The organism is Burkholderia sp. 4NA327C6 (assembly GCF_005502655.1).
Lineage (GTDB): Bacteria > Pseudomonadota > Gammaproteobacteria > Burkholderiales > Burkholderiaceae > Burkholderia > Burkholderia contaminans.
On sequence record NZ_SCNZ01000062.1, the window covers coordinates 1 to 20,072 of the forward strand.

At 63.7% G+C, this 20,072-nt stretch carries 18 protein-coding genes; 5 read left to right on the forward strand and 13 right to left on the reverse strand.

Going from position 1 to position 20,072, the window contains the following annotated elements; all coding sequences use genetic code 11:
* Positions 1-679: 679 nt before the first annotated feature.
* The 12 genes from FFS49_RS37020 to FFS49_RS37075 all read right to left on the reverse strand — a co-directional run bounded on the left by FFS49_RS37020 (position 680) and on the right by FFS49_RS37075 (position 13,553).
* Complete coding sequence (locus FFS49_RS37020) at positions 680-2,800, reverse strand: ParB/RepB/Spo0J family partition protein (RefSeq protein ID WP_137910019.1); 2,121 nt, start codon at positions 2,798-2,800, stop codon at positions 680-682.
* A 707-nt stretch (positions 2,801-3,507) separates the two neighbouring features.
* Complete coding sequence (locus FFS49_RS37025; protein ID WP_137910018.1) at positions 3,508-3,696, reverse strand: hypothetical protein; 189 nt, start codon at positions 3,694-3,696, stop codon at positions 3,508-3,510.
* 52 nt (positions 3,697-3,748) lie between these two features.
* On the reverse strand, positions 3,749-3,916 hold the full coding sequence (locus FFS49_RS42250; RefSeq protein ID WP_171026892.1) for a hypothetical protein: 168 nt from the start codon (positions 3,914-3,916) through the stop codon (positions 3,749-3,751).
* Between the two features lie 49 nt (positions 3,917-3,965).
* Positions 3,966-4,472: a hypothetical protein gene (locus FFS49_RS37030; protein WP_137910017.1), complete on the reverse strand. Its 507-nt coding sequence runs from the start codon at positions 4,470-4,472 to the stop codon at positions 3,966-3,968.
* Between the two features lie 23 nt (positions 4,473-4,495).
* The gene (locus FFS49_RS37035) at positions 4,496-5,137 is read right to left on the reverse strand and encodes a DNA methyltransferase (RefSeq protein WP_137910030.1); all 642 of its coding nucleotides are present in this window, start codon (positions 5,135-5,137) and stop codon (positions 4,496-4,498) included.
* A 500-nt stretch (positions 5,138-5,637) separates the two neighbouring features.
* The gene (locus FFS49_RS37040) at positions 5,638-6,096 is read right to left on the reverse strand and encodes a DUF6884 domain-containing protein (RefSeq protein WP_249362255.1); all 459 of its coding nucleotides are present in this window, start codon (positions 6,094-6,096) and stop codon (positions 5,638-5,640) included.
* A gap of 20 nt (positions 6,097-6,116) precedes the next feature.
* Positions 6,117-7,910, reverse strand: a complete 1,794-nt coding sequence (locus FFS49_RS37045) for a phosphoadenosine phosphosulfate reductase family protein (protein WP_137910016.1) — start codon at positions 7,908-7,910, stop codon at positions 6,117-6,119.
* An 18-nt stretch (positions 7,911-7,928) separates the two neighbouring features.
* Positions 7,929-8,594, reverse strand: a complete 666-nt coding sequence (locus FFS49_RS37050; RefSeq protein WP_137910015.1) for an LPD29 domain-containing protein — start codon at positions 8,592-8,594, stop codon at positions 7,929-7,931.
* Positions 8,595-8,668: 74 nt separating this feature from the next.
* The gene (locus FFS49_RS37055) at positions 8,669-9,496 is read right to left on the reverse strand and encodes a DUF932 domain-containing protein (RefSeq protein ID WP_137910014.1); all 828 of its coding nucleotides are present in this window, start codon (positions 9,494-9,496) and stop codon (positions 8,669-8,671) included.
* Positions 9,497-10,345: 849 nt separating this feature from the next.
* On the reverse strand, positions 10,346-10,720 hold the full coding sequence (locus FFS49_RS37065; RefSeq protein ID WP_137910012.1) for a hypothetical protein: 375 nt from the start codon (positions 10,718-10,720) through the stop codon (positions 10,346-10,348).
* An 8-nt stretch (positions 10,721-10,728) separates the two neighbouring features.
* Entirely contained in the window at positions 10,729-12,699 is a 1,971-nt protein-coding gene (locus tag FFS49_RS37070) for a DNA cytosine methyltransferase (RefSeq protein ID WP_137910028.1), read from the reverse strand.
* 53 nt (positions 12,700-12,752) lie between these two features.
* A complete protein-coding gene (locus tag FFS49_RS37075; protein ID WP_132028955.1) occupies positions 12,753-13,553 on the reverse strand; it encodes a DUF3560 domain-containing protein in 801 nt (266 codons plus the stop codon).
* Positions 13,554-14,043: 490 nt separating this feature from the next.
* Between FFS49_RS37075 and FFS49_RS37080 the strand changes: the two genes are divergently transcribed.
* Positions 14,044-14,508, forward strand: a complete 465-nt coding sequence (locus FFS49_RS37080) for a hypothetical protein (protein WP_137910011.1) — start codon at positions 14,044-14,046, stop codon at positions 14,506-14,508.
* 509 nt (positions 14,509-15,017) lie between these two features.
* Here FFS49_RS37080 and FFS49_RS37085 read toward each other — a convergent pair.
* Positions 15,018-15,233: a hypothetical protein gene (locus FFS49_RS37085; protein ID WP_137910010.1), complete on the reverse strand. Its 216-nt coding sequence runs from the start codon at positions 15,231-15,233 to the stop codon at positions 15,018-15,020.
* A gap of 489 nt (positions 15,234-15,722) precedes the next feature.
* On the opposite strand from FFS49_RS37085, the gene FFS49_RS37090 reads away from it, so the two are divergent.
* The 4 genes from FFS49_RS37090 (at position 15,723) to FFS49_RS37105 (ending at position 19,988) form a co-directional block, all read left to right on the forward strand.
* Complete coding sequence (locus FFS49_RS37090) at positions 15,723-16,145, forward strand: TadE/TadG family type IV pilus assembly protein (RefSeq protein WP_137910009.1); 423 nt, start codon at positions 15,723-15,725, stop codon at positions 16,143-16,145.
* A gap of 10 nt (positions 16,146-16,155) precedes the next feature.
* Positions 16,156-17,364 (forward strand): pilus assembly protein TadG-related protein, encoded by a 1,209-nt coding sequence (locus FFS49_RS37095; protein ID WP_137910008.1) that lies wholly within the window; start codon positions 16,156-16,158, stop codon positions 17,362-17,364.
* A 464-nt stretch (positions 17,365-17,828) separates the two neighbouring features.
* Positions 17,829-18,068, forward strand: coding sequence for a hypothetical protein (locus FFS49_RS37100; protein WP_137910007.1), 240 nt, complete (start codon positions 17,829-17,831; stop codon positions 18,066-18,068).
* Between the two features lie 660 nt (positions 18,069-18,728).
* A complete protein-coding gene (locus tag FFS49_RS37105; protein WP_137910006.1) occupies positions 18,729-19,988 on the forward strand; it encodes an IS256 family transposase in 1,260 nt (419 codons plus the stop codon).
* Positions 19,989-20,072: the final 84 nt, after the last annotated feature.

Consider the following 20,072-nt stretch of genomic DNA (forward strand, 5'->3'; position numbering starts at 1 on the left):
TGTGTGGGTGGTTCGGTCGGGGGTGGTTGCGCTCACGATTTCGTCCTTTTGTGTCGGGTTGTGGATCTGCCATTGGGAGCCGCCTCGACGCTGGTTTAGCGCGGGCTCGCACGGGTGCAAGGGCGCGCCCGGAGGCCGCATGCGGAGCGCAGGCGTAGCCGAGCACCGAACGGGCGAGGGCGTGGGCGAAGCGAAGCGCAGCCTTTACCCTTGCGCCCGTGCGAGCCCGCGCTATGCGTCGAAAAGGGGCGGCTCCCAATGGCAGATCCACGCGCTTAACCCGGCGCAAAAGGATGGAGCGCAACCACACGGTTTCCCCGGCCGAGCCACCCACACGGCGCGGGGCGGTTCTGCCCCGCGCCCTCTCGGCCGGCATAGCCGGCCGCTGTACCGGCAGTTCGCCCGCGAGGAGCGGGCGCGTATCCCGCGAGCAAGCGAAGCGCGCAGCGCCGGGACGGCGCGAAGACGTCAGGGATTGAAGCCCGTCAGGGGCGAGACTCGCGCAGCGAGGCTCGACGCGCAGCGCGAAAGCCCGGCCCGGAGCGAAGCGGAGGGAGACGCCCAAGCCTCGGAAGGGGAGCGCCAAGGGAGGATAAAAACGACGGTGAGCCTATACGGGAAGAATGGTGAGCATTTGCGGGAGTCTCGTCGCAGCGTCGCGCCGAGACTCCCGCCTCAATCACGCCTCGACCTGCTCGACCTGCTCGGTTTGCTCGACGTGCGCGGCGTCGGCTTCATCGGACTGGTCGTCGTCAGCCGAGTCTTGTTCAGGGTCGTCGTCCTGCTCTCGCCGCAACTGCCAGAGGGTGTCGGTGCGGACCTCGGCCAACGCAAGGTGTTCGGGCAACCAACCGGTCCCGGCCGTTAGGCGCTCGGCTTCGGCGGCGGCATCGGCCTTCTTGAGCTTGGCGAGACGCATGCACTCTGCGGGAGAAACGGCGGCGGCCACCACGTCGACAATACGTGCCTTCGACACGTGATCGAAGTAGCTGGCGCGAGTCGGCTTCCACTCGTCGGCCATATTCAGGCCGAGCGCGGGAATCAGGCCGTTGATCGCATGTGGCCGCTCGTCAACGGTGACGCTGTCGAGGCTGGCCGCGACGTACTGCGCGAGGATGAGCATGAGCCGCTCGTCGGTCTGCGCGACGCACCAGTCGAACAGGGCGGCGCTGTCGTCGGGGATGAGACCGGCCCACGCTGACCGTTGCTCGCTATGGAGGCGGTAAGCGAGATCGTCAGCCAGCTCGGACGCGCCGCGCTCGACGGTACCGGTCTTGTCGTGCCACTGGATGGCGAGCGCACTGGCGGCGGACCCGGCAGCGTATTCGGAGACGAGAAAGCGATGGACGAGCGCAGCGAGTGCGACGTGCGGCTGGCGCGCAAGCGCCATGCCGATGGCGGCGGTGCGCCGGGCATTCAGTCGCTGCGTGAGCGTAGCGGAATGCGGGCCTTTTTCGATCGGTGCGGGTGCTGGCGTGGGACTACGCACCGTTAGGCCGTCGCCGTCCGAGTCATGCGAGTCGTCATCCGAGTCATCGTCGGAATAGTTGGCCACCGTGCTGATCGCCTCCGGTTTGTTGACCCAGCCGCGCAGCACGGAGAGGACACCGCCTTGCTCGATCGTGACGATTGCGCCAGCGCCAGCCATCTGGAACGGGGTGTAGACGGACAACGATTCCTCGATCTCGGCATAGCGCTGCGACAGGGCGGTTTCTTCGTTACACAGACGCTCGTAGGTTTCTTCGTCGATGTCGTCTGCTTCCTGTTGTTCGGTGATGGCGGCAACGCGTGCGTCGATCGCGTCCATCTCCTGCTGCTGCTCGACGGTCGCGGGGACATCGGTAGGTGCGATCTTCGCGAAGCGGGAGCGAATATTGTAGTCGATGGAGATCATCGGTTCGACCCACTCCCACCCTTCTTTAAGCACGTCCTCGGCAACGGTGCGAAGCTGCTCCAAGGCGACACGCTCCATCAACGCCTGATCGGAATACCATGCCGTGCCGGTGTCCGAGAACAGATCGCGACGGACGACACCTCCAGCGGCCTCGAATGCATCGATGCCGACATAGAGTGCGACGCGGCTGTTCTGGAAGTCCCGCTCCCCCGCGACAAGTTTGCGACGAATCGCCGAAGCGTGACGTTCGTGCGGCTGTGCGTCGAACCACGCGCGCTCTTGTTCGTCGTGACTGTCGGAGAGAGCGAGGGCCATCATTTGATCTGCACCGATCTCGTCGTCGCGGAACAACTCGACCAGCTTAGGGGAGACGCGGGCGAGCTTCAGGCGACGATGCACGGTCTGCTCGCTGACGCCATAGATTTCCGCGACATCGGCCACAGTGCGGCCCGCGTCGACCAGCACACGATAGGCGTCGCATGCGTCGGCCGGATGCATCGGCTCGCGCATTTCGTTTTCGACCGCCGACATCAGCACGGCGTCCTCCACCGACACGATGAGACAGCGCACCGGATGATCGGCCGGGATGTAATCGTGTTCCATCAGGTAGACGAGCGCGAGGCGACGGCGCTCGCCCGCCGCGACGCCGTACGTCTGAGCTTTCTTGGGGCTAACCTTCATAGCGTGGACGACGAGGTTTTGCAGCAGCCCGCCGGTGTGCCAAATGTTCAGGGCGAGTTCCTTGATGCCCGTGCGCGGCACGCGTCGCACGTTGTAGGGGGATGCGACGAGCCGTTTGAGGGGAATGTCTCGCACGTCGTCTGCCTGGCGGTGAGCCTCGGGGGGTGCGGGGGGAACGCCCGCGTCGTGGGCGAGGGCCGGGATTTCGGTGGTCACTGCGTTCATATAGCCTCCATTGCGTCGGGGTGAAAAATTGCTGCCATTGGGAGCCGCCTCGACGCATGGGAAGCGCTTGCGGGGAGGCGTTGCAGGGGCGCGGGCAAGGCCGCAGCGGTGCGAACCCGCAGGGGGCGCACCGACCGGGCGCAGCACGCGGCGTAGCGCACCCTTGCAACGCCGGGACGCAGCGCTATGCGTCGGGATGAGGCGGCCCCGATGGCAGGCGATTCCCCGACAGCTGGAGGTGGAACGCAGGGACGGTTACCGAAAGCCGGACGTCGCCGGCGCCGGGCCGCTCGCACGGCCCGAGCGCGAACTCCGCGCACGCGTGCGTGCGCGGCTGGCGGGGCGGCCAGCGCCGGGGCCGGACGCCGGCGGCGGCCGAGCCCCAGGAGCGGACAGCCCGTGTACCCGGCGCGTGAAAGCGGGCAGCTTGCATGCCGGGCGTAGCCAGGCGGGCAAGCTGCCGCGCGCCGGCTGGCGAAGGGGAACGGTGTGCACTCGCATCGAGGCGCCGGGGCCTGCAATCGCCGCCCGCCGTGGCCGCTCGATGCGGCCGCGGTGGGCTCGCCAGGGACTGGGTGGAACGTAGCGTGGTACATCGCCAGGCGCCCGTGTTCCATCGGCCGCCCGGGCCCGCAGGGCCGGGCGAGTCGTGGAACAGGCCGCGCGGCAATCGTCGCCGGCACCAGGCGCGCGCCGGCGGACGCGCGTCACCTCGCGGCGGAACCGCGGCCGTGAACAACACCGGCGTCGAACGCGGCCGCGAGCGCGTCGCGGATGCACCAGACCGCGCAATCGTGAAAGTCCAGCCGGTCGCTATGGCGTGTTTCGAGCGTGTCGATATGCAGATGCACGCGGGCGATTGCGAAAAGCAACATTTCGATTTCGTTTTTCGTCATGGGAGCCTCGTATACCGCCGGCTGCCGGCAACGCCGGCGCCGGCGGATGAATTTATCGCCGGGCGGACTGGCCGGCCTGGAACGCTTCCAGCATCGCGTAGCGCAGCGACGCCGGCAGGACTTCGATTTCCGTGTCGGAGTCCCATACGTGCGAGATCTCCTCGCCGAAGGCGTTTGCTGCGATCGCGGCCAGAATTGCGTCAATCAAATATCGGGGCATGTCGTTCTCCAGGTGCGCCGGCCGCGGCGAGCGGCCGGCGCTCGTGTGGTCAGGAAAGCTGCACTGCGCCGCAGTTTTCGGCCAGGCAGAATGCGAAATACCAGTTGCGGAAAAGCTCGGCGAGCATGGGCTCGGAGTCGGCGTCGATCGCACCAATGAACCGGCGGAAATCGTCGGCCAGCTTTGCGGAGATCCGCGACCCGATCGTTCCCGATGTGATCGAGAAATCGATCAGTTCCTTAAACGGGCCGTCCTTTGCCGCGATCGCGCCGTTCGTATGGCAGATTCGCGCGGCGCCGATCGAGATCGCCGGGTAATCGGCGAGCGCGGCCAGGCGCTCGCGGAAAATGTCGTGCATGACGTAGGTGCCGGCGCTGAATTCGAACGAATTCCGGTAGCGATAGATACGCGCCATGTCCAGGTCGCTGGCGCGGTGCGGGAACCGCACCGCGGCGTCAAGGCGGACGCAAAACACGTCGACAGGGTCGCCGTTTTCGTTCGTGCGGGGATGGTTGAGCTGTTCGAGACTGGAATAGGCTGAAACGATTAATCGCATGGTGAATGTCCTCTGTTCGGGTCTTAGGCGGCGGCCAGTGCCGGCGCCGACAGGCGCGCCTTGGCGGCCGCGTAGTAGGTGGCGTCCAGTTCGATGCCGATATAGCGGCGGCCCAGCTCGCGCGCGGCAACACACGTCGAGCCCGACCCGGCGAACGGATCCAGTACGACGTCGCCGGGCTGCGTAAAGGCGGAAATGAGTGTGCGCAGCGCGGAGACTGGTTTTTCGGTCGGGTGGTGGCGATTGCCGCTGTACGGAAACGGCATGACGTCGGCGATCGGCGCCGCCGGCGCCGCGGGCCGCCCCTTGGCAAGCAGATAGGCCGATTCGTGCTGGTACTTCACCAGGCCGGCCTTGGACGCGTAGGACTTCGTGAAGACGAAGTGGCCGGCCACGCGAAAGCCGGCCGCCTTCCAGGCATCGAAAAACAGGTCGACCTTGTTCCAGCCGTAAAACGAAATGCATACCGCGTCGCGCTTGAGCACGCGGAACATTTCGGCGAACGCCGGCGCCAGCCAGTCGCCGTTTACGTCGTTCGCGATCGAGCGCCCGCTGCGATCGCGGAAATTGACGAGATAGGGCGGGTCGGTGACGATGCAGTCGACGGATTCACGGGCGAGTTTGGGCATGGCGACCAGGCAGTCGCCGTTGTACAAATAGCTCACGGTCAGCTCCATAGAGTTGAGATAGGGGCAGCCGGAGCGATGCGGCTCGCAAACCGTGCTACCCGGAGCTGGCGAGCGCCCGCAGGAGAATGGGGGGCAAGGGGACCGTGGAATACCGGAGTGCGCGAAGCGCGCGAGGATATGCCGCGAAAGCCCCTTGCAGGAGCAGGGCGCCGTGCGACACTCGTCGCGCACGGCGCAATGGTCCGGCCGCCAGGCTACGGCGGGCGAACGTGGGCTCCGGGTTCAAAGGTCGACTGCGGAAGGAATGCGAGGCGCTTGGCTAGCGAGTAGGCGCCGGGCGCGGGAGTGGTGTTGCGTCACGGACATGAGCGCGACGGCGGACGCAGATCGCCGAGCGCGATCGCGATTTCCGTGTCGCGGCCGCGCAGCGGCCGCCGCGCGAATTTGGGAACCGTGGAGATGATTCGGCCGGCGGTGCCGGCATCCGAAGAGCGTCAGCTGCTGCGCCTCGAGGCGCCCGACGTCGATGGAGCGGCCTAGCTCTGGCCGCCTCGTAGGAACGCGCCGAGCTGCTGGCGCTGATAGCCGATACCGCCGGTCGTTTCCTGCACGAGCACTCGGCCCGATACATGCCCGAGTTCGACCTGACGCGTAAGCACTGCCTCCATCACGCGGCGATAGCTTCGACCGCCGGCGAACAAGACACGATGCGCCGTCGCCGGCCAGGTGCCTGGCATGAACCGATCGAGCTCGCCGAGCATCGTCTCGGCGCGGGCCAGGGTCATTAGCTGGTCGTACGGCTCGATGACCAGGCCCGGCTCGATAAATCCATGCAGCGCGGACAGGATCATCACGGCAGGCGGCGTCTGAGGTTGCACGTTCGCGCGATACGTTCCGTACATCACGCCGCGATACAGGTCGATCGCCGGCACGGGGCTCGCAAGCTTCGTCGCCGAACACGCCATGATGATCAACGTCGTGGCGTGCTGATTCACGGGAGTCGTCGGCGTCTGCATCATGCCGCGAACTCAAACATCGTCTGCGCACCATCCGTCGTGGCCTTGTGCCCCCAAGCCTGTCGAGCATCGTCGGGCAGTTGGCCGAAGCGCACGCTGCGCGCGGCGAGCTGCTCGACATCGTGCCCGAGATTCAGGCCGAGCCGGTCCTTGAAGTCGGTGCGACGGGCCACCTCGTCGTGCTTCAGCTGCTGCTTATGAGAGAGTGTGAGCGCACCGTAGTTCAGGTACCACCGATAGCCGGTCGTGATCCCGCCAGGATGGAAGCCGCGGTCATGCATCGCAGCCAGGCGATCCGCCTCGAACTGCAGGATCATCTCGGCCGACTCGACGTCGACGTCGAAGCGCGGGCCGGTGGGGACGCGCCACGTGCTCTTGCCGTCACCCAGATCCAGAATAGTGGGCGCGCACGGCGAGCGCTCGGTCAACGCCTCCATCAGGGGATCTCGAAACCCTGTCCACTGATCCGCCGTATCGTCCCACTCGTTGCCCACCTGCAGGAAGAGCGGCTCCGGCATCGGCGCCGGCGGCGCCGGTGCGATCTCCGGCACCCGATAGCTCACGCCACGCTCGCAGATGTCACGGTAGTCGGCCCAGATCGCGAACGGCGCGGCGAGCCCCTGCAGGGACTGCATCGCGTCGACCGCGATCATCATCGGCAGCGGCAAGGTCTGAAACTTCGGCCGCGTCCCGGCACGCCGAGCCCGGATGCGCTCGTCGCGATCGATCGTGAGCATGTACCGAACGAGTTCCCGCACAGTCGCCGCACCGAACGTGTCAGGCTCCACGCAGACATAGCCTGCGCGGATGGTTCGGCCGACCCAATTGCGGCGCGACCAGTCGTATCGGATCGCCCGGATAAACCGGTTCAGCTGCTGCAGGCCGAAAGCATAGGCGTATCTGTCCTGGTCGAAGCGGATCATCTCGGCAAGCGAACGATCATCGGCTTGCTGGCAGGTCCAGCAGCCGGTGCGCGCGTCGCAATTTCCGCGGCGCACACGCTTGCCGGCGGACGCCTCTTCGAACGTGAGATCAGACACGATCGCGCAGCTGCTGTTGCCGGCATGCGCGTAGATCCTCTTCGTCTCTTCGAAGTCCGTGTAGGTCAGGCGCAGCCCGGACGAGACTTCGCCGATAAACTCCCAGACATCTTCAGTCGACCAGTCGGCGATGGGGCAGAGCGTGAGTTCGCCGTCGCTGTTACGGACCGGCGTATCGGCGCGATCGCCACGGGCGCTCATCTTCGCCTTGCGGCGCTCACTTTCGTTGAAGCGGGTGCCGAGCAGGACCACGGGTTCTGCATAGCCGGCCTTCCGTGCCTCGCGATACAACTGGTTGCGACCGACACGGCTGGGCTCGATCTTCAACGAGACTGAGCAGTCCGAATTCGTACCGGCGTAGCTCGGCAGGGCGCGGCCCGTGAGGACCGACAGTTGCCAGGACGTCGCGAGTGACGGTGCGACAACCAGCACGCGTACCTCGAATCCGTGCGAGCGACCATAGGCCTCCATCTTCCCCAGCTCCCGATGCGCGTGCTCAACCATCTCGGGCGACTCGACCAGGGTGTCGGCCGTAATCACGCAGACAAGCGGCTGGCCACCGGCGGCAGCATGCTGGCGTGCTGCGTCCAGCGCGAGGCTCGTTACGACTCCACTATCCTTGCCCGCGCTGAACTGGCAAATCACCATCCGATTCGCGGAAAACAGCGCCCCGAGCGCCTCGAGCGCGCGTTCGACGCGCTGATCGACGGTGGGGCGCAGTTCCGCCTGCAGGAACATTTCGACCGTTTCCATAGCGCTCGGCTTCCGTGGTCAGTGGGTGTCGCGCCGCACAGACAGCCGTGCGCCCGTGACCGACCGGGGAAACCCGTGCGCGTCCGTGGTTTCCGCAAGCATCGCGTCGACGTCCATCTGTACGTTGGCTCCCGATCGACGGCTGCCGGCCCGGTGCACGCCGACGATCTCGAGCAGCTGCAGCCGGCCCGCGCGATAATCCTCAACCGTCATAGCCGCCCGGACGTCGGGTGCCAAAAAGTCTGCGTAGCGCACCGCGAGGCGCTCGATTGCGCGTGCAATTGCGTGATCGCTGAACTGTCTCGACAGGATGATGCGGTCCGCAGCGAGGTGAACCGTCAACCGGCCGGCCGACGTCAGCATGAAGTGCTCGACCCGCTTGACCTTCCCCCCGTCGACCACGCGCGTGGCTTGCAGCGGTAACACGAGCCGAGCCACCTGCAGGTCGCGCGGGCCGTCGGTCCAATCGACCGTCAGGTGTGAGCCGTTCGCTTTCTTCGCAACCGCGATCGCAAACGACGTCGTGGGGAATGCCTCCCCGAGAATCGTCTGTACCAGCTGAGCCGTTTCGATGAGGTTGAGCGTATCGGCGATGACCTTCGGCTGCGTCGCGTCGCCGTAGCTGGTGCGGGCACGCACAGATTCGGTAGAGCGGGAGAAGTTGTTTCCGGTGGCAAGCATCATGATCGACCTCGATAGAAATGGAACACGACAACGTTCGGAGAGGCGCCGACGGATATCGTCGGCGAGTAGTGGGCTTAGCTCTTACGGGTGCGCAGCGCGTCGGCGAGAACCCAAAGCGCACGGTTCAACTTGACGTCCTGGTCGATGCCCGTGACCGCCCGCGTGCGAGTGCGGCGGCCGGTCGCGGTTCGGCCGGGTTGCCCACCTCGAATCAAGGATTCCTGCACGCGGTTGAAGGTCGTCCACAAGTCGTTACCGGCATCCGCGGTACGGCGCGGACGGAGTACCTGTTCTTCCGTGATCGGCGCCGGCGCAATCGTGGTGTCGTAGCGGTAGGCGAGGGCGGCTCGGGCAAAAGCGTGCTGCTCGTGCTCATCGAGCTGCACTTCCGACATGCCTTCCTTGACCTCGCGGATCAAGTCGAAGCCGTCGAGTACGTCGTACGCGCCCGCGACGACGTCGTCGACTACGTTGCCCTTGTGCGGGACGCGCACGTCGTGCGTCGTGTCGCCGAGAACCAAGCCGTTCTCGCAGACAAAGCGGAAGTAACCCCCGATCATCTGGTAGCTACTCGAGCCGTCGTGAGAATTGAGGAGAATGATTTCCGGTGAGTCGGATTGCGTGACCTGCGTGGCATGGCGCAGGCGGAGCATGTGTTTTGCGTGCTCGCGCTTGCCGTCGTCGCGCACGCGCGTCTGGCAAACCATGAAGGGCTGGAACCCTTCTTCACGCAGCTTCGTCAGGATCTCGATCGTCGGGATATACGTGTAACACTCCGACCGGGAATCGTGCTTGTCGGCCGCGAAGATCGACGGTGCGACCTGCCGGATTTGGTCGTCATCGAGCGGCGTGCTCGAACGAAGAATCGGGGCGGTGCGGCTGAACGTGGTTGCGAGTTTCATGGCTTTCTCCGTTGAAAATTCAGTTGCGAGGCAGAGGGATTTCGACGGTGTCCGTCAACACCAAACGACGTGGCGGTAGTCGACCGTGCGTCGGTAGTAGTTGCGTCCATCCCATGGCGTGTACGTGTATTCCATGTACGCACACTGAAGGACTACTATCCAATGGTGCAGGCGGTTCGTTTCCAACGAGACCTCCATTCGAAGGTGGTTTGTATTGCAGGCCGCCCGGGCCCCAAGATTCGGAGCTCCCCTCGTAGGGGTACGTGCCGGTGATGCCTTGACTTCTGCAGAACTGCTGCCGCCAGTCCCCTGAGTTCGTCGTCCCGCGACTGAAGGAGCCTGCCGGCGGGCGTGTTCAAGGGCGGTCGCAAAGCCGCATGCGGAGCGCAGCCCGAAGGGCGAGCACCGAACGGGTGCCGCGGCCGGCGAAGCGCACCCTTGAATGCGAACGACGGTGGGCTACGGTCGCGTTTGGGACGGCGAGCGCAGGGGACTGACGGTATGCGGAAAGTTGAGACAGCACCGGCTCGCCGCGCGGCGAGCGCCCAATCGGGGCGGAGCCCCGGCTGTATAGGGGGTAGCGGGTTTGCGTCAGGGATTGAAGCCCGAAGGGGGCGAGACTCGCGCAGCGAGGCTCGACGCGCAGCGCGAAAGCCCGGCCCGTAGCGAAGCGAAGGGAGGCGCCCAGGGTCGGCCGCAAATCCCACACGAACGCGTGGAACGGGGAGCACAGCGGCCGAAGGCATGTGGATACGCGAAGCAGGGCGGGCTCACCAGCGGCAAGCGCCCCTCTCGCGGTCTCAAGGCCGCGTGACTGGAATAGCACATCCTTCGCCCGGCTAACGCCCGTCACGACCCAACATGATCGAACCCGTCTGCCATCGTGTGTCGCACCAGCGGCGTGGGCTCGGCTGCCACTTCGTGACAGCCGAGCTCGCGCGGGCCGGCAAGGCGTGCGCGATACCGCGCACCAGGCACCCGGATGTGCAGGTTTTGCTTCACACACTCGATCGCCCGGTCGGCCGTGCGGGCGCGAGCGTAATAGGTATGTCGATACGCCGGGCGCCGTTCGCGCCCGGCCGCGATGTCGACCGCCCAGACCTTGACTTCCTTGTCCGACCACCATGCGACCGCTTCGGCTTCGTCTCGGAACAGAATGCAGTGCTGCTTCATCTCGAATCCTCGGAGAATGCGGCCCGCCGCGGCGGGCCGCTCGTAGGTCACGGGCCGGGCTACAGACTGCCGGGCAGAGTCAGCGCGATCGCAACTGGACGCACCCAGACCGGCGTCGACGACAGCTGGAACGTCTCGCCGGATTCGGCGAGCAGCAGTGTGGTGCCCATCACCTCGGCGATCGCTTCTGCGGCGTCAGGCGGCACCGCGTTGCCGATACGTTCGCGCCATGCCTGATCGCTGTCGCCATCCAGCTTGAAGTGGCCAGCGAACACGTTGCCGGTCGCCGCAATCTGCTTGCGGTGCCATTCGCGTTCCTCGGCATCGATCCAGGTCTGCTCGGGATCAACTAGGGACTGCAGTACCGCCAGCTCGAGCGTGGTGAACGGGCGGTGCCACGTGCCATCAAGTGCCCGGATCACTGCGACGGTCTTCTCGTTCGCCGCTGGCATGCGAGGATCAGCGACGGACCATCGGCCGTTGTCGTGGCCGGCGGCGGCCGACACGGCACCGCTGTGCTGATCCCAACCGACCACGCCGTAGTGGCCGCCGGTGAGGTAGGCGTCGCCCCGCTCGCGGCGCATGCCCGGTCGTGGGTCAGCTACGGCGAACGCCCCTTGTCCGCTGTCGCTGCGCGCGATGACCGTGCCGGCCGGCTCGTCGAAGGCTGTCACCTTGTCCTTGCCGGCGCCTTCGAAGCCGGTGCTCGAGCGCGGGTCGGCAACCGCATACGCGCCCTGATCGTCACCACCGATAACCGTGCCGGCGTGGCCGGTCCATTCGGTCACCTTGTACTTGCTGAACAGCGGGCCGGCCGGTGGCCGAGGATCTTGAACGCACTGGCCGGTGCCGTGCGCGCTGGTGACCGCGCCGGCGGCTTCTCTCCAGGGCACGATTCGGAATTCGTTGTTGTGCTTCGCCGGGCCCTGGTGGCGCGGGTCCGCGACGCTGAAAGTGCCTTGCCCGGGCGACTTCTGACCGGTGATCGTGCCGGCGTGGTCGTTCCAGTCGAGCACGCCGTACTGCTGGTATTGCGCGGCGTCGGCCGGCCCGCGCGGGTCGGCGACCGAAAAGCTCCCGTTGCCCGGACGGCTCGCGCCGGCCACGACGCCGCACGGTTCTTCCCAGCGGTTCACGCCGAGCACGCCGTTGTGCATGTCCGGCACGATCAAGTAGTCGCGCAGCTGACCGTTCTCGACCGCGAGCTTGTTCAGGCTGCGCCAGTCGCTGCCGGCTTCGACGAAGGCGAGGCGCACCCATGTTTTCCACTGCAGCGAGGGCACGCGATGCATCGGGCCGGCGGCCTCGACGTCGCCCGGCAGCGGCATGCGGCCGAGCAGCGTCCCGACGCCCTGAAGGCGATTCTGGGGCGGCTCGTACAGGAACGCCGGTACCTTTTCGGTATGCCGCGCGACGAGCAGGAAGCGTTTCCGGCTCTGCGCCATCCCGCGCTTCGCGATGCGGCCGCAGTCGTGACTCGTCTCGTTCTTCGCATAGCCGAAGTGCTGCAGAATCTGCCCGATCTGATCCAGCAAGTGGCGGCCGCGCGTTGCGAGCCGGGGGACGTTTTCGAACACGATGAGTTCGACCGGGTCGTCCTTCCACGCTTCACACATCAGCCAAACGCAGCGCAGCGTGAGTTCGTTGAGCGCCTGGTATTTCGGCGTGCGGCTGAGCGTTTCCGACAACAGGCCGGACGCGCCCTTGCACGGCGACGAAATGAACACGCAGTGCGGATGCTGGTAGCCGGCCGCGCGGCGCACGTCTTCGGGCGTGGCCTCGCGCCAGCCGGCAGGCGGCTCGACGCCGTGGAACGCGGTGTACTGCTCGCGCGTGAAGAGGTCCATGAGCGTGCACGGGACGCCGGCAATCGTACGAAAGTCGCGACATGCAGCGGGATCGTTGTCGATGCCGCCGATACAGCGCCAATTCGCGATCAGCTCCCCCACTCGAGACTGGGCTTTTTGGAAGCCCTTGGCTCCACCGCCCAAGCCACTGCACATCGTGAATACGTTGTAGGTTCGGGTCATATCCATGGTTTTTCTCCGGATAGCGTGGCCCGCTCGCGCGGGCCGAGCGTGGGTTAGCAAGCAGCGAGAAGTTGATCGATCTGCGGGCGCAGCCAAGCCGCCGTGCTGATCGCAGCCGGGGTCAGCTTGCGAACGTATGCCGACGTACCATTGGGAGATCTGGTGGGGCTGAACAGGAACGCGTTGCGGCGCAGGAGCTCGCGGACGTTCTTCGCCGGCTTCGCGTCGAAGATGAATGCGGCGCGGTTGTCTTCGATATCCTCGCGGTACACATAGCCTTCGCCCTGCTGCTCGACCGAGGTGCGCGCCGCGATTTTCTCGAGCTGGGCGATCCGATCACGAATGCGGCGGATGTTCGCGCTGCTATTCGTGATCTCGTACGGCGCGAAGCCGACACGACCGGCGAAATCCGGCGTAAAGAGCTTGTCGATGGCGTCGGGCTGGTATCCCATGCGTGCAAGACCGGCGCGGTCATCGCGACGCACCAGTTGGTTCGTGCGCTTCATGCGATCGTGCCGATCCTCCAGTGCGACCAGCTGCGCACGCAGCTTTGCCACCGCGTCCGGGTCATCGCTGGAGACCCCGCCTTTACCCACTGCAGCCGCCCGACGTTCCAGCTCATCAGCGCGGTCGTCGAGCGCGAACGACTTCCCGAACGTCTTGTGGATGCGGTCGCGGTAGTTCCTGTCTCGCGATTCGGAGTAGTGGCCGGCCAGAACGGGCTGGCCTGCCGGAATGACCGAGGCCATCTCTTTGGCAGCGGTATAGGCGATCCGGGACGCGGAGCGTGCCTTGTTGGCGCGCGCCTCGAGACGCGTGCGACGGTCGTGCTGGCGTTGCTGGAACTTGTTCACGAGCTTTCTCCTATAAGTGTTGACGCGGCTGGAACGGGTTGACTGTCAGGCTGACCGGGCCCCAAGATTCCCTGTCCCCGCGTAGGGGTTCGGGCTTTGGTGCCTGGACGTCGGCAGAACTGCTGCCGCCAGTCCCCTGAGTTCGCCGTCCCGCGACAAAAGGAGCCCGAAGCCGGGCACGTTCAAGGACGGACGCAAAGCCGCACGCGGAGCGCAGCCCGAAGGGCGAGCACCGAACGGGTGCCGCGGCCGGCGAAGCGGATCCTTGAAAGGGAACGGGGAAGGGCTACGGTCGCGTTTGGGACGACGAGCTCAGGGGGCTGGAGGTATGCGGATACGCGAGGCAGCACGAGCTCGCCGCGCGGCGAGCGCCCCTTCTCGCGGCCCCAAGGCCGCGAGACTGGATAGGCAGGTCCGCGTGTCGCGGCATCAACGCGACACGCGGTTGCGCTATGCTTTGGCGTGATCGTGTGAAATCAGAGACGAGTCGATGCTCATTCGAGAACAGGGACGCCTCATCAAGGTACTGCGCGTCGCGCCTCCCACACAGCCCCCGACCAGGGGGCGTCGGCGCGAACACGTGCTCGGCACGTTTCGCGCCGACGGGCCGATACCGGCCCAGCTGCTCGATGCGCTGAGCCGCGACGAGCGCAAAGCGCTCGCGCGCTGGCTCGAGGTCTACCGAGAGGGCCAGCGGCGCACGGATGCGCGCACGACACTGGCCGCCGCGCCTGCGCACCTCGAGTCACTCGTCGGCGCACTCGAGCTGGCGGCCGATACTTTGTCGGCTGCCGAGGCAGACCATCTGTGGGCGCAGCTGCAGGCGATCGCGCGAACGTTGAGGCGCGCCGGCCACCCACGGCCGCGCGCAGCACGGCGGCCGCCGGCGCCGATACCCGGGCAGCAAGACTTCTTCGGCGACCTAGACGAGCTCGAGCAGCTGGCTGAACAGTGAGCTCGCTCCCCTCCAGGAAAACCACCATGCATCCACACCGTATCGTCGAAGACAAAGGCCGCACGCAGATCCCGACTCGGCATCTGAACGATCAGGGGGGCCAGCGCTCGGCGTGGCTCCGCTGGTGTCTACGCGCGCTCCGTGTCTTCGGAGCAGCCCCCAAGGCCCATTGAGAGGCTTGACGGCCTCCCCTTGATTTTGATGCATTTTACCGGGTAGCCTCATCCAGGCGCGACAAGGGCTTGCGGTCCGTCACTCAAAAAATATCCAGCAAAATCAAATGCTTCCTGACTGGATGTTTTTCATGCTCCATCGAAGAACGCCATCGGGAAGTCGCAACGCCGAAAACTAGTCGATTAGCTATGGAGTACGGACATCCTGACGGTGCAAGTCAGTGTCCTGATGCTCTGGACCATAATCAGTGTTGTAGTAGCTTCCACGCGCCACCACGCTTATTCGGGTTCCATCACACGCAGCATCGGCCGCCCCTCAACATCCTTGCGTGGAATTTAGGACCGATGTGTGGCCGAATTGACGGCGACGACATGGGCGTTCGGACCGATGCGCCCCTCGCCGAACTTGTCTCCCATACCAGCTTTGACGCGAAACAGTGACGCGACGTCGTCCTCGCCTACCACGTAGAGCGTCGATAGTGTCGGGTCGAATGCCAGCAAATTCGGGGCCACACCGACCGCGACCGCCTGGTTGGCTTTCTTTGAACGCATATTGACGATGATCAGCTTATTGTGCCTTCGGGCGTTTCAGACCTGAATCATCCCCTTCGATTTTTCCGTATTCCATGTGCATGAGCTTGTAGGTGACGCACGTGGACGACATGGATTCGACGTTCCACGGTTCAAGTCTGAAACATAATCCATGCCGCCCTATTTTTATTTCCCCATGGAGACATAGGCCATGCTTGAGCCACAAGGGAGGGCGGCCGATGGTGCGCGTTTTGCTTCTGGGCTGACCACGTACGGGGGCGTGCACGTGGGAGCAAGTAAGTGGTGTCGCACAACGGGAGGAGGCACTTCCCGTTGCGCATCCGAAGTTGGTGGAGGCATGCACCGACATCGAAGCGTACACGGCCGTGCCAGCCGGCAAAGACAAATCGCATCAAATGCAGCGCGGATTGAGATGATCAGATGTGTACGCAGACGCGAATAGTGGGCGCCAAGAGCTGCGCCAACTTTTCTACACGGGGAAGAACAATCATGAATCGACAACACCGGAAGAGGCAGCGGGGCGTTGCAGCGGTCGAATTTGCATTGGTTCTCCCGGTGCTGCTACTGATTCTGTTCGGCATCATCGAGTTCGGGCTTGTAATGTTCGACCAGGCTGTTATCACAAACGCAAGCCGCGAAGGTGCGCGAGCTGGGATCGTTCTTAAAACACCGAAGGCGACCACGACCGATATTCAAAACGTCGTCCTCAATTATTGCCAAAGCCATCTGATCAGCCTCGGAACCACGTCGTCACCTAGTGTCACCGTTCCGTCGGGGCAAGGCGGCAGTTTTGGCACACCGCTTACTGTCACGGTCACGTACAAATTCACTGGACTGGCTTTGGGTTCGTGGATTGGTCCGTTCAGCAAGCTGTTGACTTTGACGGCTACCACAGTCATGAACAACGAATGAGGGGCCGGTCATGGATCGCACTCACTCACGTCGTGTGCAGGTTTCGTATTTGCCCCACAAGACGGCGTACGCCATCCGCGCGTTGAGAAGTCGTCGGGACCAGAAAGGTGCGGTAGCGATAACTGTCGCTCTCATGATGACGATACTGCTCGGATTTGCCGCCCTCGCAATCGACGTCGGCTATCTTTTTGTTGTTCGAAATGAGTTGCAGAACGCAGCCGACGCTGCTGCGCTGGCCGGTGCACCATGTATCTATCCGCGGGCGCAGTGCAGCAACACAAAAACCGCGGCTCCTGATTGGGCGACTGCCCAAGCACAGACCGTGCTGGGTGTCTCGCTAAACAAGTCGTCGAACAAAACGCTGACGGGATATACGTCCGACGTCTCATACGGATACTGGGACGTTACTGGTAGCGTCAAGGGCCTTCAAACCTCGATGCCGCCTTCGCCAGCCGTCGGCAAGCCTGCAGTGCAGGTGGTTGTCAGTCGCTCTGGAACGAAGAATGGCGGCGGCGTTCCTTCTTTTTTGGCGAGGCTTTGGGGTTTCCAGTCTGTACCTGAGAACGCCGTGGCTGTCGCGGTCATTTCGGACCCCGGAAACGTTGGCTCCGGCGCACTATTCCCGGTTGCGCTGACGAAGTGCATGTATGACCAGTATTGGGATTCGACGAACGGAAAACCCAAAGTTGCAACATCCACGACGCCGCCTGGTTCGGGTCAGCCAAACCAAACGGTCGGACAGCCGTACACCTTTTATGTGACCTCGTCCTACCATGCCGGCCCCTGCGAGGCGGGTCAATGGACGACTTTCGATACGACCGCCAATGATGTGCCGACCGTCCGCAACTTGATATCCAACGGTAATCCGGATCCGGAATCAATTGGTACGCCAAGTGGTGTTTGCTCGACACCTGACGCAACATGCACCTATATCCAACCCGGCACGAAGACGACGCTGTACACGTCGGTCAACGACTGTAGTGCAGCCGGCAACAAGGCTTGCGAATATGTCCTGGTCCCGGTTGTTCAGGATCTCACGACAACGTCCTATGAGCGGATCGTTGCATTCGCGTGTGTGCACATTGATCTAGCTGTTGGCGGGAGCGGGAAATACATCCAAATGGAGATGAGCAACAATCCCGACAAATGCCAAGCATCAGGAGCAGGCGGTGTCGGGCCGTACTATGGCGCACTCACACCTGCGCGATTGGTCGAATGACTGGAAGGAGACCTAGCATATGCCGATCGATCCGAGAGACTATGAGCGCCTGCTTTATGGCACCCGTTCGAAGAAAACTCGAAGGATGAGAAATATCCGATGGGTGATGGCATTGATCGCCGTGGCGATTATCGATTTGGGACTGTTAGCGGCAGATTCAGCATCACGTAACACGAGCGTCGAAAACGCTAGCAGAAGTGGAGTCCGGTCCAATGCCGTGCTTCGTGTGCCGACATTGCGAACCGGTGACACTTCATCCGGAACCCGACGTTTGGCGCGCGCGGAATTGTGAACTGCGCGTGTCGTAAGGTTGTGTAGTTGGCCCGCGGGAGCAATTGATTCCCGTGTTGAGCCGTGCCCCGTAGGGGTACGGGGCACGGCTCTCTTTTTGTATCAAACGGAACCTGACAGCGCAGGGGAGCAGGTACTGCAGCAACATCGGTGGAATACTTACGGGGGTAAGTATGGACGATCGTTACGTTAGGATTGAACTAGACCTAGTGCATGTCAAAAATGCGCTCCAAACGCTGTCGGAGAAACGCGACGAGTTTCCGCTTGGGACGGCCATCCGTGATCCCGAATATTGGCGGTCGCGGCTTCAGTCGATTCGTGATGTGGCCGATCGCTACAACTACCGGAATCTCCGAGATCGTTCCGATGAACTGCTCATCGAGACTTCGAAGCTGCAGTATTGGTCGCTTTGATTCTGCGGCACTAATGACGGTTAGGCATCGGCGTCGCGAGGATGCGCTCGCCGTCAGGGGAAGCGACCGATGTTAAAGCTGTCCGACAGCGGGATCAAAAAAAGCCCGCTTAACGCAGGCTTAAGAACTTAGGGAAGCGCAACGCATGCAGCGTAGTTGCTTTGATTGCACGCTGGTACGCATGTAAACCCGCTCCCGACGAAAGCCGCGACTTCGTTACATCCGTGCAATCCGGCGCTAGTGGTTCATGCCAGTCTCGGGAAGTCTCCGCTGCACGTGCCTACTTGACGCAGCGGCAGGCGATGCCAGATTCCGGCGTGATTCGTAGTCGAGTCAGAGTATCCGGGTGCGTGCCAAGAAACGAATGGCGACTGAGTGCTCGGGCCGTGCATGTGGCAGCAAATCAGTGTGGGCGACCGCCCACCGCAAGTTATCGCGGCGGGCCAACCGCATTCTGAAAACCCGATGTGCATGAGGAAACCTGCGGAAAAGGCATCGCGGGTTCGCTAGCATTGTGGACCACTTTGATGGTGTTCGGCATCGTGAGTTGGCTATGGAGCATCGACATCGCGACGGTTCAAGTCGGCTGCTGTGCCCTGACGCTGAGCCTATCCGAATGTTTGTGTGTGAGGCATAAACTGATGGCCAAGGAGCCACGTTATGCCACGCAAACGCAAGGAAGAAGTGACGATAGAACCGGGCAAGGGCTTGAACCTGGACCCCGAGCTGATCAAGCAACTGGTGCCCGGGACGCTGAACCGGGCGACGATCAACGAGCAGCTTGCGGCGCTCAAGAAGGCAATCTTCGAACGCGCGCTGGGCGGCGAACTGACCCACCACCTCGGCTACGAGAAGGGCGATGCCAAGCCGGCAGGCCGCACGAACCACCGCAACGGCACCAGCCGCAAGCGCATCACGACCGACGACGACCTGCTCGACGTCGAGATTCCGCGCGACCGCGAAGGCACCTTCGATCCGGTGCTGATCGCCAAGGGCGAGCGACGCTTCACCGGCTTTGACGACAAGATCATCGCGATGTACGCACGCGGCATGAGCGTGCGGGAGATTCAGGGTTTCCTGCTGGAGATGTACGGCATCGAGGTGTCGCCGGACTTCATCAGTACGGTGACCGATTCCGTGATCGACGAAGTGCGCGAATGGCAGCAGCGGCCGCTCGAGCCGATGTACCCGGTCGTGTTCTTCGACGCCTTGCGAGTCAAGATCCGCGACGAAGGCGTCGTGCGCAACAAAGCGATCTACCTGGCGCTGGGCGTGCGCCGCGACGGCACACGCGACGTGTTGGGCCTTTGGATCGAGCAGACCGAGGGGGCCAAGTTCTGGCTGAGGGTAGTGAACGACCTTAAGCTGCGCGGCGTGCAGGATATCCTGATCGCCGTGGTCGACGGCCTGAAGGGCTTCCCGGAAGCGATCAACACGGTGTTCCCGGAAACGACGGTCCAGACCTGCATCGTGCATCTGATCCGGAACTCGCTGGACTTCGCCAGTTGGAAAGACCGGAAATCGGTCGCGGCCGCGCTCAAGGAGGTCTATCGGGCACCGACCGCCGAAGCGGCCGCCGTGGCGCTGGACGCGTTCGATACGAGCCCGTGGGGTACGAAATACCCTCCGATTGCCGCGCTCTGGCGCCGAGCCTGGGATCAGGTGATTCCGTTCTACGCCTTCGCGCCTGACATCCGGAAAATTGTATACACGACCAACGCGATCGAGTCGTTGCACATGCAGCTTCGGAAGATCATCAAGGCGCGCGGCCACTTCCCGTCGGACGAGGCCGCGCTCAAACTGATCTGGCTGGCGCTGCGCAACGTCGTGGCCAAGTGGACTGGCTCCCGGCACGATTGGAAGAGCGCGATGACGCAGTTCGCACTGCTTTACCCGGAACGATTCAACATTGGAGTCTGAATCTCAACCCGCCTCACACACGGAATTCCGGATACCTCCCTGACGCTCGGAACCAAAACCAATGACCGGGCAATTCCCATAATC